Origin of the sequence: Streptomyces flaveolus (assembly GCF_014648815.1) — a bacterium.
Classification (GTDB): Bacteria; Actinomycetota; Actinomycetes; order Streptomycetales; family Streptomycetaceae; genus Streptomyces; species Streptomyces flaveolus.
Genome location: NZ_BMRV01000003.1, coordinates 508,672 through 523,213 on the forward strand (window position 1 = coordinate 508,672; position 14,542 = coordinate 523,213).

General features: G+C 69.9%; 17 protein-coding genes. 7 read left to right on the forward strand and 10 right to left on the reverse strand.

The genetic code is table 11. The annotated features are described in order from the left end of the window. Positions 1-154 precede the first annotated feature (154 nt). Positions 155-568, reverse strand: a complete 414-nt coding sequence (locus tag IEZ05_RS10060) for a VOC family protein (protein WP_189229658.1) — start codon at positions 566-568, stop codon at positions 155-157. A gap of 789 nt (positions 569-1,357) precedes the next feature. Here IEZ05_RS10060 and map point away from each other — a divergent pair. After that, a complete protein-coding gene (gene map / locus IEZ05_RS10065) occupies positions 1,358-2,134 on the forward strand; it encodes a type I methionyl aminopeptidase (RefSeq protein ID WP_189229659.1) in 777 nt (258 codons plus the stop codon). Between the two features lie 105 nt (positions 2,135-2,239). Here map and IEZ05_RS10070 read toward each other — a convergent pair whose 3' ends face one another. Then, on the reverse strand, positions 2,240-3,169 hold the full coding sequence (locus tag IEZ05_RS10070; protein WP_457852740.1) for an AraC family transcriptional regulator: 930 nt from the start codon (positions 3,167-3,169) through the stop codon (positions 2,240-2,242). A 113-nt stretch (positions 3,170-3,282) separates the two neighbouring features. On the opposite strand from IEZ05_RS10070, the gene IEZ05_RS10075 reads away from it, so the two are divergent. Further along, the gene (locus IEZ05_RS10075; protein ID WP_189229661.1) at positions 3,283-3,963 is read left to right on the forward strand and encodes an NAD(P)H oxidoreductase; all 681 of its coding nucleotides are present in this window, start codon (positions 3,283-3,285) and stop codon (positions 3,961-3,963) included. A 275-nt stretch (positions 3,964-4,238) separates the two neighbouring features. Here IEZ05_RS10075 and IEZ05_RS10080 read toward each other — a convergent pair whose 3' ends face one another. Beyond that, positions 4,239-5,447 (reverse strand): S8 family peptidase, encoded by a 1,209-nt coding sequence (locus tag IEZ05_RS10080; RefSeq protein ID WP_189229662.1) that lies wholly within the window; start codon positions 5,445-5,447, stop codon positions 4,239-4,241. 294 nt (positions 5,448-5,741) lie between these two features. Here IEZ05_RS10080 and IEZ05_RS10085 point away from each other — a divergent pair, with 294 nt between their 5' ends. After that, positions 5,742-5,903 carry a hypothetical protein gene (locus IEZ05_RS10085; RefSeq protein WP_189229663.1) on the forward strand — a complete coding sequence of 54 codons (162 nt, stop codon included), beginning with the start codon at positions 5,742-5,744 and terminating at the stop codon, positions 5,901-5,903. 3 nt (positions 5,904-5,906) lie between these two features. Next, positions 5,907-6,182, forward strand: coding sequence for a DUF4190 domain-containing protein (locus IEZ05_RS10090; protein WP_189229664.1), 276 nt, complete (start codon positions 5,907-5,909; stop codon positions 6,180-6,182). A gap of 52 nt (positions 6,183-6,234) precedes the next feature. Here IEZ05_RS10090 and IEZ05_RS10095 read toward each other — a convergent pair whose 3' ends face one another. The 4 genes from IEZ05_RS10095 to IEZ05_RS10110 form a co-directional block, all read right to left on the reverse strand. Further along, a complete protein-coding gene (locus tag IEZ05_RS10095; RefSeq protein WP_189229860.1) occupies positions 6,235-6,414 on the reverse strand; it encodes a hypothetical protein in 180 nt (59 codons plus the stop codon). 66 nt (positions 6,415-6,480) lie between these two features. Then, complete coding sequence (locus IEZ05_RS10100; protein ID WP_189229665.1) at positions 6,481-6,654, reverse strand: hypothetical protein; 174 nt, start codon at positions 6,652-6,654, stop codon at positions 6,481-6,483. Between the two features lie 106 nt (positions 6,655-6,760). After that, positions 6,761-7,279, reverse strand: a complete 519-nt coding sequence (locus IEZ05_RS10105; protein ID WP_189229666.1) for a cupin domain-containing protein — start codon at positions 7,277-7,279, stop codon at positions 6,761-6,763. Positions 7,280-7,581: 302 nt separating this feature from the next. Beyond that, a complete protein-coding gene (locus IEZ05_RS10110; RefSeq protein WP_189229667.1) occupies positions 7,582-8,010 on the reverse strand; it encodes an STAS domain-containing protein in 429 nt (142 codons plus the stop codon). Positions 8,011-8,070: 60 nt separating this feature from the next. On the opposite strand from IEZ05_RS10110, the gene IEZ05_RS10115 reads away from it, so the two are divergent. After that, on the forward strand, positions 8,071-8,430 hold the full coding sequence (locus tag IEZ05_RS10115; RefSeq protein ID WP_189229668.1) for a helix-turn-helix transcriptional regulator: 360 nt from the start codon (positions 8,071-8,073) through the stop codon (positions 8,428-8,430). 687 nt (positions 8,431-9,117) lie between these two features. Here IEZ05_RS10115 and IEZ05_RS10120 read toward each other — a convergent pair. The 3 genes from IEZ05_RS10120 to IEZ05_RS10130 all read right to left on the reverse strand — a co-directional run bounded on the left by IEZ05_RS10120 (position 9,118) and on the right by IEZ05_RS10130 (position 12,373). Next, the gene (locus IEZ05_RS10120) at positions 9,118-10,428 is read right to left on the reverse strand and encodes an MFS transporter (RefSeq protein ID WP_189229669.1); all 1,311 of its coding nucleotides are present in this window, start codon (positions 10,426-10,428) and stop codon (positions 9,118-9,120) included. 94 nt (positions 10,429-10,522) lie between these two features. Next, the gene (locus IEZ05_RS10125; protein ID WP_189229670.1) at positions 10,523-11,125 is read right to left on the reverse strand and encodes a TetR/AcrR family transcriptional regulator; all 603 of its coding nucleotides are present in this window, start codon (positions 11,123-11,125) and stop codon (positions 10,523-10,525) included. 564 nt (positions 11,126-11,689) lie between these two features. Further along, positions 11,690-12,373, reverse strand: coding sequence for a TetR/AcrR family transcriptional regulator (locus tag IEZ05_RS10130; protein WP_189229671.1), 684 nt, complete (start codon positions 12,371-12,373; stop codon positions 11,690-11,692). 95 nt (positions 12,374-12,468) lie between these two features. On the opposite strand from IEZ05_RS10130, the gene IEZ05_RS10135 reads away from it, so the two are divergent. Both IEZ05_RS10135 and IEZ05_RS10140 read left to right on the forward strand, forming a co-directional pair. Further along, positions 12,469-13,344 carry a metal-dependent hydrolase gene (locus IEZ05_RS10135; protein ID WP_229869645.1) on the forward strand — a complete coding sequence of 292 codons (876 nt, stop codon included), beginning with the start codon at positions 12,469-12,471 and terminating at the stop codon, positions 13,342-13,344. A 78-nt stretch (positions 13,345-13,422) separates the two neighbouring features. After that, positions 13,423-14,511, forward strand: a complete 1,089-nt coding sequence (locus IEZ05_RS10140; RefSeq protein WP_189229672.1) for a PDR/VanB family oxidoreductase — start codon at positions 13,423-13,425, stop codon at positions 14,509-14,511. Positions 14,512-14,542: the final 31 nt, after the last annotated feature.

A 14,542-nucleotide genomic window follows, 5' to 3' on the forward strand; every position in this document is an offset into this window, starting at 1 on the left:
CGGGTTCACGACCAGGCGGTCTCGTGCGGTTCAGATGGTTCAGCGCGCGGATTATAGGAAGACGCCTGCGACGTGAAGTCCGGCCAGGTAGGTGGTCGCAGGGTCCGCCCTCCTTCCGATCCACACCAAGCCCGTCGCGCCCGGCTGCCGCGCGCTACTGGTCGCGCTTGGGCCAGACGGGGCCCTGATCGGTCCAGATGACACCCTTGTTGCGGCAGAGGCAGAAGGGGTGGCCGATGGGGTCGACGTAGACGCGGAAGCCGTAGCCGTCGGGGTCGATGCAGTCCCGTCGGAGGGTCGCGCCGAGGGCCAGGACGCGGCGCTGTTCGACCTCGATGTCGTCGACTTCGAAGTCGAGGTGGAACTGTTTGGGGTGCTCGCTGTCGGGCCACTGCGGGGCGCGGTAGTCATCCACCTGGATGAAGGCCAGTTCGATCTCGCCGAACCGGATACCGGCCCAGTTCTCGTCACTGCCCTCCTTGATCGGAAGCCCCACCACCTCGGAGTAGAAGGCTGCCAGCTTCATCGTGTCCGGGCAATCGATGATGAAGTCGGTCAGTCGTAGCATCCGGCGATCCTTCCATAAGATCAAATGAATTGGACTGTGAGGCAGGACCTAGCCCGCCGGAGCGGGGGCGCGGCCTGCGCGCAGCGCCGCCGCAGACCGGCCCGCCGGCCGCACCTGACTCGCAGACAAGTGGCCCGTCCCCGGTGCTGATCCGGGGCCGGGCCATCCTGCTGTGCCGAAGATACAGGCGCCCGGCCCCTCACATTCGAAGGTGGTCCGCAGAGCCTCCGTCGCCCCCTCGGCGAGGGGCTCTGCCCTTGGCCCAGATCTGGTGCTTGCGGTGCTTGCTCGGACGGTGGCCATGGTCACGGTGCCCGCCGTGTCTCCTCGAACGAGAGCGCTCCGGCGGCTCACTCCTACCTCGCTCCGTGAAGGGGCCCAACCCTGACCAGCAGGGCCGCTGTGTCCACAGCCCGCACCGCCCGGATCGACTTGAGGCCGCTTCAGCGGCCCGACCACGCCGACTGCCTCGGCCTGCTCGCCCTCACCACCTCCGGCGAGGAAGTGCCCAAGGAGCCGAAGAAATTCCGCAGATGCACCCGATACGGAGACGTTCATCCACGGTCCGCTTGTGCCTGACCGCCCACCCCTGCCGCGGCTCCAATCCGAAGCCGGGCAGCGCCGTCTTCGCGTCCTCCCCGGACTGGCGCCAATGGCTAGCGACGTGCCACCCTCCTCCACCAACCCGAACTCGCGCCCTTCTGACGGGGCGGCCGTCGGCCCCTTCACCGATTCTCGTACCGGTATAGTAAGCCGGTATAGTTATTGCTTCACTGAGGGAGGCAGCACATGATCGAAATCCTGAACCCCACCCTGCTGAACCGAGCCAAGGGCACAGGCGCCCTGGTTGCAGACATCCTGCAGGCGCTGAAGGGGCGTATCGCGGTCGGTACGAACCTTCTCGACATCGACCGGTGGGCCAAGGCCATGATCGTCGAGGCGGGAGCGCAATCCTGTTACGTCGACTACGCGCCGTCCTTCGGACGCGGGCCGTTTGGCCACTACATCTGCACGGCCGTCAACGACGCCGTGCTCCACGGACGGCCCTATGACTACACGCTTGCGGACGGTGATCTGCTCACACTCGACCTTGCCGTCTCCCAAGGCGGAGTCGCCGCAGACGCTGCCATCAGTTTCATCGTCGGCGACGCGCTCCCCGCAGAGAGTGTTGCGATGATCAGCGCAACCGAACGCGCACTGGCCGCAGGGATCGCCGCCGCCGGCCCCGGAGCCCGCATCGGCGACATCTCCCATGCGATCGGTACGGTCCTCAGCCAGGCCGGATACGCAATCAACACGGAGTTCGGAGGGCATGGCATCGGATCAACCATGCACCAGGACCCGCACGTTGCGAACACCGGACGGCCCGGCCGGGGATACAAGCTGCGCCCCGGGCTGCTGCTGGCGCTGGAGCCGTGGGTCATGGCGAACACCGCCGAACTCGTCACCGACGCCGACGGATGGACACTCCGCAGTGCGACGGGCTGCCGGACTGCACACAGTGAGCACACGATCGCCATCACCGAGGACGGAGCCGAAATCCTCACGTTGCCGTCGCGGGCGTAGGACCGAAACCTCCTGATCCTCCCATCGCGGACCTGGAGCGAGCAGATGATCTACCGCATCCAGCTCGACCATGCCCATGGCCCGGTGTCCGTCCGCCAAGAACAGTCAGGCCGCCGCGGCGCGGAAGACGCTGGGGCTCAGGCCCCGGTGGCGTTTGAATGCGGCGCTGAAGCCGAAGGCATCGGCGTAGCCGACGGACTTGGCGATCTGGGCGATGGCGAGGTCGGTGTCGGCCAGCAGCGCCTCGGCCTCGTCCATGCGGCATTCGGTCACGTAGGTGAGCGGAGGGCGGCCCATCACCTCGGTGAAGCGCTTGGCGAACAGAGCCCGGGAGACACCGGACTCGGCGGCGAGCGCGGCCACCGTCCACCTCAGGGCGGGCCGGGCGTGGAAGGCTTGGAGCGCGGAGGCGAGCATCGGGTCGGCCAGGCCGCGGTACCAGTGCGGGGCGTCCGAACTCGCCTGCTCGAACCAGGCGCGCAGCGTGCACACCAGGGCCCAGTCCAGGAGCCGGTCCATCAGCGCCTGGGAGCCGGCCGAGCGCAGGGCGGCGTCGGCGGCGGCCCGCTCCAGCCAGTCGCAGACCTCGGCGTCCTCGCTGACCACCAGCACCGGCGGCAGGCCGCGCAGCAGTCGCTCGTGGCGACGGCCCGACGCGCGGTAGGCGCCCACGATCAGTGCGGTCGCTCCCTCCGGATCGTTGCCCCAGCGGATGCCGCCTAGGTCCTGGACGGTGCACTCGGCGGATTCCGTGAAGCAGGCGATCTCGTACTCGGCATGGGGGCGGTCGAAGGAGGCGGGCCCGTCCGCGAGGTGGAACGTGTCCGGGCCGCGCACGACGGCCGTGTCGCCGGCGCGGACCGCCCGTTCGGTGCCGTCGGGCAGGCGCAGGGTGCCGCCGCCGCGCAGCACGCTGACCATGGTGAGCGGGGCACCGTCGGCGAAGCGGATGGTCCAGGGCGCTTCCAGCACGGCGTGGCTGACCACCGAGCCCTCGGCCCGGATGCCGCTGAGCAGAGAACTCAAGGGATCCACGCGGGCCATCGTAGACGAACTCCTATGTCATGGAGCGTTTCTCCCATGGATCATCCAGTCGATGACCCGTGTACTGGACGGGCAGCACCGACGGAGACCAGTCAGGAGAAACGATGTCGCACCTCGAGAACACAGCCGGGACCGCCCTCGTGGTCATGGCTCACCACCGCGCCGATTCCCTCACGGCGCACACGGCCCGTCGTACCGTCGCGCAACTGGAGGACGCCGGGTACGGCGTCGACCTGCTCGACCTGCACGCTGAAGGGTTCGACCCGCGGATGAACGCAGCGGACCAGCCCGACTGGGGTGATCGGGACAAGCCGTACTCGGACGAGGTCCGGGCCCACATGCGGCGCATCCTCGACGCCGATCTCGTTGTCGCCGTGTTCCCCGTGTACTGGCAGAGTGTGCCTGCCCTCCTCAAGGGCTGGATCGACCGGGTATGGAACTACGGATTCGCCTACGGCCGCAGCAAGCCCCGCCTGGCCGGCAAGCGCATGCTGTGGCTGGGCCTGGCCGGTGCCACCTCCGACGATCCCATCACGGAGGGGATGCGTGCCGTGCTGGAGACCAACCTGAGCGAAGGCATCGCCTACTACTGCGGGTTCTCGCACTCCTCCGTCGCGCTCCTCCCCGACGCCGAGGAGCGCCCGCAGCGGCTCGACGCCGAGGGGAACCTGCTGGTCGGCGACGCGGTCGCGGGAGCCGAACGCGAGGCGCAGTACGCCGAGTTCGACCGCCGCGCGAGGAAGGCTGTGGAGGGGTTTCTTGCGGCGGAGCCGGTGGCCGGCTGAGGACCACGTCGAGGTAGGGCCGTTCACGTCGAGGTAGGGCCGTTACTGACTTCAGCTCGTCAGGGCGAACCTGCGCGAAGACAGCGCGGTGAGGATCACCTTCGACAGCCCTCAGCGGCCCGCAGGAACCCAACGAGCCCGTCTCGCCGAGGGGCCACTCCGCGGGCGGGTGTCGCACCGAGCAACGTTCGAACGAGGGCAGCAGCACTGTGCCCCGGAGGCGGGGTGGCCTCCCGGGCACAGTACTCACGACGGTCGGACCGTCGGCGAAGCGGTTACGGTACGAGCTTCAGCAGCCGGTTGGGCGAGCCCGAGCCGGGGCTGGTGACCTTTCCGGTCGGCGCCCCGTTCACGAGGGCCGTGGCGACCTGCGCCGGTGTGGCGGAGGTGTGGCCGGCCAGGTAGACCGCGGCGGCTCCGGCGACGTGCGGGGTCGCCATCGAGGTGCCGGAGATCGTGCTGGTCGCGGTGTCGCTGGTGTTCCAGCCGGCCGTGATGGAGGATCCTGGGGCGAAGACGTCCAGCACGGAGCCGTAGTTGGAGTAGCCGGCCCGGGCGTCGGTGCTGGTCGTGGCGCCGACGGTCAGGGCCTCGGTGACCCGGGCAGGGGAGTACGACGAGGCATTGGCGTTGCTGTTGCCGGCGGCCACCGCGTAGGTCACGCCGCTCGCGATGGAGGTGCGCACGGCCGCGTCCAGCGTGGCGGAGGCGCCGCCGCCGAGTGACAGGTTGGCTACCGAGGGGCCGGAGTGGTTGCGGGTCACCCAGTCGATACCGGCGATGACCCCGGCGGTTGTCCCGGAGCCGTTGTCGTCCAGTACCCGCACGGCGACGATCTTCGCCTTCTTGGCCACGCCGTAGGTGGAGCCGGCGATGGTGGTGGCCACATGGGTCCCGTGGCCGTTGCCGTCCGCGGCGCTGGTGTCGCCGTCGACGGCGTCGTAACCGTAGGTGGCACGACCACTGATCTGCTGGTGGGTGATGCGTACGCCGGTGTCGATGACGTAGGCCGTCACACCGCTGCCGGCACTGTCCGGGTAGGTGTAGGTGCCGGACAGTGGCAGGGAGAGCTGGTCGATGCGGTCCAGGCCCCAGGGCGCGTTGGACTGCGTGGTGTCGGCGACGCCGATCCGCTGGTTCTGCTCGACGGCGGCCACCGCCGGGTCGGCGGCCAGGTGCTTGGCCTCCGACGCGGAGAGGGTGGCGGTGTAGCCGTTCAGCGCGCTGCCGAACGTCTTGTTCACGCTGCCGCCGTACTCCTCGACCAGGTTCCTGCCCGTGGTCGAGGAGGCATTGAAGCCGGCGTCTTTCCGCAGCGTCACGATGTAGCTGTCCCGGACCGCCGTGGGCGAGCCGGCACCGATGACCTTGCCCTCGGCGGGAGCGGCCTGGGCGGGGCCGGCGGCGAGACCACCGGCCAAGGTGGTCGCCGCGACAGCGGCGATCGCGGCGAACCGTATTCTCTTGCTCCGCAGTTGTGCCATTACGAGGGGTTCCTCCTTGGCGGCGCGCGCACGGGTGGGGCGCGCGCTTCTGTGGGGGCGGGTGTGCGTGATCGCGCACCCCTTCCGGAGCGGGGCGTGGCATTCCGCTCCGGACTGCGATCAAGAGTTGCCGACAACAGGGGTTGTTTTCAAGGGAGTTGAGGAGGTGTCAATAAGGTTGCCATGTGCACGACATAACAGCGTCGTGTCGCATCGTGTCGGGCGGCAGGCGTGAGAGGGCTACTCGCGGGTACACCGGTGTGTCATGAACCGTTGAGCGAGGAGAGGTTGAGCATGCTCTTCCTGGTTGTCGCCCTGCTCCTGCTGGGCATCCTCGTCGGCGCGGTCGCGTACCTGCCGTGGCCGGCCGCCGTGGTACTCGGGGCCGGGATTCTCCTGTGGCTCCTCGTCTTCACGACCCGTGAACGCAAGCGCCGCAACGCGAGGAGGGCCTAGGGCATGCGACTGACCGCGGAGAGCTCCCGGCGGACAGGACTACGGGACACCGAGGGCATGGCGGTGGCCTCCTTCGTCCTCGGGCTGGTGGGACTCCTCGTCCTCAATATCGTCCTCGGCCCGATCGCCATCGTGCTGGCCACCGTCGCCCTGCGCCGCGGCACCCCACGCCGCTTCCGCGCCTACCTCGGCCTGGGCCTGGGCGTCGCAGACCTCGCCGTACTCGCCGTCCTGATGCTCGTGCACGGCGGTTCCCCGTGGTCGGTCCTGAGCGGCTGAGGCAACGCCCCCGCACCTCCTGATCTACGGCGGCGATGCCCAGGCCCGAGCGTCACTCGAACGCGGACGCCGCCTCGCCGGGCCGGTACGTCACCGACCTCAGCCGTCCGGTGAGCCGGAAGCCGCGGTGGCGCTCGTACGGGGGCCAGGAAACGGGCGACGTGCGGTCGACGCCGACGCTGATGCCCTGGAGGGGCGCCATGCCGATCAACTGATGCACGCTGCCGGACACGGCCCGTTCTGGCCGCGTCGACGGACAGGGTGAACCGCCGGCGCAGGCCCTCCTCGGCGGTGGCGCTCAGCAGGACGCGGTGTGGGCCGTCATCAGGGGTCCGGCGTCCGTCTCGTGCAGCAGTTCGGCGAGGGTGGGGATGTCGTCGGCGACCCGGACGGCAACGAATTCGTGGCCGACGGCCGCGCCGCGGACTGCCGCATCGTGGTGCCCAACCTCACCGACGCTGACCTGCGCCATGTACCTCCCCAGCCCCACCCCATGGGACACCGTTGGCAAACTCGTACAGGCCGGGGCAGGCCCTGGAGTGGCCACCGCGGTGGGGGAGCGGTCGTCGGGCCCCGAGCTACTCCTCCCCGGGCTCGAAGTCTTCCAGGAAGTAACTGTCGTGTCGGATGCGAAACTGCTTGAGCTCTTCGCCACCGCGCTGCGCCACCTCCGCGACCTGCTCGAAGTACTCCTCGCGTGGGGCGCCTGGGGAGAAGAGCATGAGCATGGACATGGGATCGTCGGTCACGTTTTTGAAGGCGTGCAGGCCGCCGACCGGTACGTACAGGAAGTCGCCCGCGCGGCCCGTGACCCACTTCTCGCCGTTGTACAGCTCCAGTTCGCCGGAGAGGACGTAGAAGGACTCCGACATCGCCTTGTGGAAGTGGGTCTTGGCTCCGGCTGACCGTGCACCCAGCTCCACCTTGTACAGGCCGAATTCGCCGCCGGTCGACTCGTGGGTGGCGAGGTAGTGGGTAGAGGCGCCGGGTGAGGTGATGTCAGGTGGGCTGTCGGCCGGGCGGAAGACCGCGTTCACTTCGCCCTGGGTGCCGTGGTAGCGGGCTTCCGGGTACTCGAGGTATTCCGGGTACGACATGTGCGCTCCTCTTGGCAGATTCCACCAGCATGGTGGCTCCCGCCTCCAGAAGGGGGCATCGGACTTGCGGATGATCTCGGGTTCGGCCCGGGCTGAGGGCTGGAGACCTAGGCCATTTCGTTTGGATCAAGTGGTGGGGGCTGGATCGATGGGGAGAGCATCAACGTCTCAGCCAACTCTGCCGTGACGAACGAGACCGCCGCGCCGGCACCGGGGTCTCCGCCATGTGCCGGGCTCGCCCGCCTCGGGGACACGTCCTGCCACCCCGAGCCGCCGCTGCAACGTCGTCGAGCGCTCATGACCTAGCAAGCAGCGGCCTCTTCCACCGTTTCCTTCACGTTCAGGATGGTGTCGACTGCGGTGAGCTGCAGAAGCCGCCGTACTTGCTGCGTGGGTGCGGCCACGCGGAAGTCGGCTGCCTGGTGGGTGAGGATCAGCAGATTCAGCAGCGCCGAGTCTGCGAAGGTGATGCCGGAGGCGTCCAGGACCACCTTTGGATGCTGCTTGGCCGCCGTGTCCAGCGCGTCCGCCAGCGCCGTGACTGTGCACACGTCGTAGGAGCCCCGCGCGCTGACCACCCAGGTGCCGCACCGTTCGTACTGCACCACCGTAGCCTCGTCCAGGACCTGCAGCCGCCGCCCGTCGGCGCCCTCCGGGCGACTCGCTACCGCTTCGTCCACTGACACCTCGGGTCCCTCCTCTGGCTGCCCCGACCGGATCACGTCATCCATTGCGCGAAAAGTATGTCATGTATTCGGTGTCACGCAAAGGTGGTCCCTAGAATGTTGTCCATGGTTGAAGTGCCTGGATCTCACACCGGATGGACGTTCGTCGCCAACCATGCGCGTGTGCTTGCAGCCATCGCCGACAATCCGAACATCCGGATCCGCGACATCGCCGCCCATTGCCGCCTTACTGAGCGCGCCGTCCAGCGGATCATCGCCGACCTGGAGCGGGACGGATACCTCTCCCACATCCGCGACGGCCGCACCAACACGTATCGCATCCAGCCGGACAAGGTGCTGCGTCACCCGGCGGAAGCGGGCCTGACCGTAGCCGCGCTGCTCTCTCTCCTCGTGCAGGATGAGAGCGACCGCGCACGGGAGCCCGACAGCCACGGGCCCCGTCTGACTGGCGTCGGCCACGCGTAAGCGAGTAAGTCGCAGACGCCGGTGGCGGGACGGGCCCAGCGAGCGCCCGGCTCGCTGCGCGCCCGCACAGCGCGGGGTGGTCGGTCCCGCCCCGCAGCGCCTGCGGCGCTTGGTGAGCGGCAGGTCCTGCGATCACAGGTCGACGGCCCCGCCCACCGCGCCGTAGCTCCGTGAGCCACGGTGCGCTCGCGTCGGCACAAGACCTGTTGTCGGGCGGGGGCAGCATCCGCTCGGCAACCCGAATTCCGTCTGCCTCAGGGCCTGATACTGCCGCCGGGCCGAGGAGGGCCACACGGCACGGTGCAGCCGCTGTGGCTGAGCGACAGCCCGCCCTCTGCTGCCCATCCTTTGCATTCGCACGACACCGGCTTCCGCCCCCTGGGCCTGCGGTGAACTGTCCCCCGCACGCATGTCGTCCCGGCAGACCATGATCCCGAGACCGTCCTCGCCCGCTGGTGGCAGAGCCACACCGCCACCGACGAGGACGACGACCAACTGGATACCGATGAAGGCCTGGCCGGCACTGCCTCGCTCGGCCAGACCTGGCCCGGCCCCGCACAGGTGCCGATGCGACGACCGATCAGTACGCGCGGCGCTTCCTGGCCCAGCATCCGCGCGCCCGCCTAGGACGCGTCGCAGCGCCCCCTGGAGCCGACGCTCTCACCACCATCGGCTGGAACGACCCGGTCAACCACGACAACGCGCCACGTTCTCCGCCGTCCTCCGCGGCCGTCGAGTACCGCCAGATGCAGGGCGAGGAGATCGCCGGCGCACCGCCTGCCTGACGCTGACTTGCTCACGCCGCCCGTTGCGCAGGTACGGGCTCGCGAGGGCGGGCAGGATCCCCAGGACGGCGAGGGCGGCCAGGGCGACGCCCAAGACGATGGGGGCACGGAGCCCGTGGCCTGGGATCAGGGCGGATCCGGTCGCGGAGCCGGTGATGACGCCGAGGGTGATGAACGACGCGTGGACGGTGTTGACCAGGGGTGTCGTGCCGCCGGCTCGCTGCGCGCGGACGGCCATGGCCGGGTTCATCGTCACGCCGACCAGACCGATGCCGAGCATGAACGCCAGTGTCAGTGGCGCCACTTCGGTGAACAGTCCCAGTCCGGTCAGGAAGACGACGTTGAGGCCGGTGCCGGCCAGCAGGGTCGTGACGGTGTGGCGGTCGGCCAACCGGGCGACGACCATGTTGCCGACGAGGGTCGCGGCGCCGTAGGCGAGCAGGAGCAGCGGAACCAGGCTCTCGGAGAACCCGGCGATCTCGGTGAGGATCGGCGTGAGGAAACTGAACACGGAGAAGGTCGCCCCGATGATCAGGGTGCTGGAGACGAGTGCCAGGAGGAACTGCGGCCGTCGCAGGACCGCGAGCTCGTCCCGCATGGAGGGTGACGCTTGCTCGGGGGTGCCGGTTCCGGCGGGGTTCTGGACGAGGGCGAGGGTGAGGAGGGCGGCGATCACGGTGAGCAGGGAGACCGTCCAGAAGGCGGCCTGCCAGCCCAGCCGTCCGCCGACGAACGTCGCCAGCGGCAGGCCGAGAAGGGTGCCGAGCATCAGGCCGTTCATCGCGACGCCGTTGGCCCGACCGCGCATGCGCTCGTCCACGAGCCGTGCGCTCAGTGACACCCCGATGCCGAAGAACGCCTGCGAGGCGATACCGCTGATGATCCGGGCGACCACCATGACCGCGTACGACGTCGCCAGGGCGGCGACGACGTTGCCGACGAGGAAGACGGCCATGATCGCCAGAAGCGCGTTCTTCGGCGGGACGCGCAGGAGGAGCACGGTGAGGATCGGGCCGCCCACGGTCATCGCGACGGCGAAGACCGTGACGAGGTAACCGACCTGCTCGATTCCCGTGTCCAGGCCCTCGGCGAGCTGGGGCATGAGCCCGGCGACGGCGAACTCGCTGGTCACCATCGCGAAGATGCCCGCAGCGAGGACGTAGACGGACAGGGGGACACTCCCGGGCGGAGTGTGCCGTGTCGGCGTGGTCATATCCACCGCTTTCTGTGATTGAGAATCCAAAACGAGAGCATGCGAAACCTCTCGGGCACCCGAGGTGCGGATGGGGCGAGAGGTGGAGAGGGGGTCAGCCCACGAGGGCGTGCAGGCCGGCGAGTGCGATCCGCCGCAGAGTCTCCGCGTCGACGCCGGCCTGGGCGGTGACCCGGATGCCGGAGATGACGGTACTGACCATCAGCGCGCCGTCCTCCGGATCGACGTCCGGCGGAATGCTCCCGTCGATCTGGCCGGCCCGGATGGCCTCGGCCAGGAGTGAAGTCCGTTCACGCAGATCGCGGTCGAGGAGGCGGGCGATGCGCTCGTCCCGCTGCCGCAGACCGGGGGTCATGAAGCTCTGCACCACCATGCAGCCGGCGGCGCGCCCTCGGCGGGCCGCTTCCCGCTCTTCGGCGATGACGAGATCGACCAGTGCCCGCAGCCGGTCCGCGCCACGGAGTCCGCCGTCGGCGAGGAGCGCGGACTGCCGTTCGCGGATCGCGCCGATGTAGTGCTCCAGTGCGCGCACGAACAGCTCGTCCTTGGAGACGAAGGCGTTGTAGAGGCTGCTGCGCCGCACACCGGCCGCCTCGCAGAGTTGCTCGGTCGAGGTGTCGGCGTATCCCCGCACCCTGAACTCGGCGGCCGCGGCATCGAGTACCGCGAGCTCATCGAACGTCCGTGGCCTACCCATGCGCAGCACCCTAGCAGATACTGGACTCTGTAATTCAAAAGTCTGCGGTCATGGCTGGCCGGCACATCGTCAGGATCCGGCCATGAGATGCGCGGCGTGCCGCCAGGGTGCTCCGGCTTGACGCAGCCGCGCGTCCCGCCGTCACCCAGTTCTGCACGCCCCGCACCCCCGACCTGCTCGCCGCGCCGCCGTTGTTCCCTCCGCCTCGCGGCGCCCCACCCCACCGTCCCGCGCCCGCACGTCCGGTGCCCCGCCACGCCCCACCCGTCGCGGCCCGATCGTGATCGGCCCCTCCCGGGCCCGGACATGCCCCATCGCCCCGGCCCCGGCACAACCCGGCCGTGTACCCGGTTCGCGGGGCGCCGCGCCTTCGCCGCCACACGTGCGCCTGCCGTGCCCACCGCGCCACGGGTCCCCGGTGCCTGCCGTCCCTGTCGCGTGGCGAAGTGCACTCGGGGAAAGCCGACCGTCGGGCGGCTCGGGCTGACGGTTCCCCGCCGGGGAGGGCGGCCCGGGGTGGTGGACGGCTCGGTACGGAAACGCTCCGGAGAAGGGATGAGTGGCTCAGCCCGGTGGGTTCGCGGCGGCGGGCGGCTCATGCCGAAGCGGTGGCTCGGGGCGGCGGTTCAGTGCCCTCTCGATGTCCTCCCACCGGCTCTCGTTGTCCACCGCCCCGCGGATCAGCAGGTAGAAGCTCCGCTCGCACATCCCCGCCAGTTCGTCCTTGCCGAGTTCCGGGGAGGCCAGCCAGCCGAGGACCGCCTCCTCCATGTACGCCAGCCACGCGGTCACCGTCAGGCGGATCGCGGGCGTCGGGTCGACGCCCGCGTCCCGGAACGCCTCGAGGGTCCAGCCGCCGATCGTGGCCCGTGAGGTCGTGTGCAGGGCACGGACGTCCGCGCCGCGGTTCAGGCGGGTCACCGCCTGGTAGATCGCCGGGAAGCGCGACACGTAGTCGATGAACGTCTCGATCCCGGCCCGCAGTTGCTCGGCGGGGCTGAGTCCTGGGTGGGGCCGCACCTGGGCCAGCAGCTCGCCGGCCGCCATCTCCAGCACCGCCTGGCGGAACTTCCGCTGCGAACCGAAGTAGTGGAACAGCAGCCCGGGTGACACCCCCGCCTCCGAGGCGACGGCCTCCACCGAGACCTCATCGATCGGTCTGCCCTCCAGCAGACGCCGGGCAGCGGAAAGGATCTGCGCCCGGCGCTCGGTGGGGAGCATGCGGGCGCGGGAGTTCGAACGGGCCATGCGCCCAGTCTATTGACAGGAAGTCAACAACGCCTACTGTTGAGTAACCCTCAATAAGCCGAGCCGCCGGCTTCCTGCCTCCTCCAGGAGCTGTCTTGAAAAAGTCCGATGAGCACGAGGACCTGGTCCTGACCCCCCGAGACGTTCAGTTCGACTGGGAGAGCCTGCCCCTGCACTGGGTCCCGGGCGAGCCCCTGACCACCCATGTGATCAACGTGCTGCACCTCCTGCTCCCCGAGGGCGAGCGCTGGTTCGTGGAGGTCTTCCGGCAGACGATGCCGCTGATCACCGACGAGGAGCTGCGCTCCAGGGTCCTCGGCTTCACCGGCCAGGAGGCCGTGCACGCCGAGGCCCACCAGGGCGTGCTGGACCATCTGATCGCCAAGGGCGTGCCCATCACCCCCTACGTCGACCAGGTCGAGCATCTCTTCCGTCAGGTGCTCGGTGACAAGCCGGGACTGAACGCCCGGCGGGAGCGCCAGTACCTGATCGAACGGGTCGCGATCATCGCCGGCATCGAGCACTTCACCGCATTCCTCGGCGACTGGATCCTCAACGCCGAGGCGCTGGACCGGGCGGGCGCCGACCCGACCATGCTCGACCTGCTGCGCTGGCACGGCGCGGAGGAGGTCGAGCACCGCGCCGTCGCCTACGACCTGCTGCGGCATCTCGACCGGGGCTATGCGCGCCGCGTCCGCACCATGGTCGTCGCCACCACCACCCTGGCCCAGCTGTGGGTGCGCGGGACCCGGTACCTGACGTCCGTCGACCCCGAGCGCGCCCCGGGAGCGAAGGCCACCTGGCGGGGCGCGTCGAAGGCCGCCCGCAGGGGGCTGCTGCCGAACCCGGTCAAGCTCGTCGTCTCCGTGTTGCGGTACTTCAGCCCGCGCTACCACCCCAGCCAGGAGGGCTCGACGCAGCAGGCCGTCGCCTACCTGGCCGTCTCGCCCGCCGCCCGCGCCGCCCACTGATGCCGACGAACGCCGACGACACCGCCGACCCTGACGCCGCACCAGGCGTCGAAGCCGGCGCCGGCGCAGGAGAGCCGCATGACTTCGACCACACGCCCCACCACGCCGCCCGACCTGTTCGGCAGGCCTCGCCCGGACCGGTTCATGACGGGACTGGAGCGCTTCGCCTCCTGGTACCTCCCGCTGACCACCCGCAAGGACCGCCTCCGGCGCTCCCCGGTGGCCGAGCGACCCGCTGAACTCGCCGTCGCCGGACGCCGGTTCGTCGCTCCGGACGTCGTCGCGCTGCGGCTGGTCGCACCGGACGGCGGGATGTTGCCGCGGTGGCAGCCGGGCGCCCACCTCGACCTCGGCCTGCCGTCGGGCCGCTGCCGCCAGTACTCGCTGTGCGGCGACCCCGCCGACCGGTACGCGTACCGGATCGCGGTCCGGCTGATACCGGACGGCGGGGGCGGGTCGGCCGAGGTGCACCGCGAGCTCGCGGTGGGCGGCCGGGTCGCGGTCGCCGGGCCGCGCAACGCCTTCCCGTTCGCCCGCGAGGATCGGGTGCTGCTCCTGGCGGGCGGCATCGGCATCACCCCGATCCTGCCCATGGCCCGCGAAGCCGCCTCGCGCGGGCTCGACTGGACGCTGGTTCACACCGGCCGCTCCCGCGCGTCGCTGCCGTTCGCCGACGAGATCGACGTCCTCGCCCGCCGGCACCCGGGCCGGGTCGTGCTCCTCGCCGACGACGAGGGCGGTGCCCTGGACGCCGCCCGGCTGCTCGCCCGCGCGCCGGAGGGGGCCGCCGTCTACTGCTGCGGACCCGCGCCGATGCTCGACGCCGTGCAGCGGGCGTTCCCCGACAGCCCCGCGGCCGCCCTGCACTTCGAGCGCTTCACCGCACCGCCCGTCGTGGACGGCAAGCCGTTCACGCTCCGGCTGAGGGACGGCAGGGAACTGACTGTGCCCGCCGACCGCAGCGCACTGGAGGTGCTGCGGGCCGCCGATCCGACCACCCCCTACTCCTGCCGGCAGGGATTCTGCGGGGTCTGCAAGCTCCGGGTGCTCTCCGGCCCCGTCGACCACCGCGACCGCCGGCTCACCGAGGCACAGCGGGCGGCCGGCGAGATGCTCGTCTGCGTCTCCCGCGCCGACGAGGGCGCCTGTCTCGAACTCGACGTGTGAGCCTCCTCGTTCCCCAGCCGCCCCAGATGCC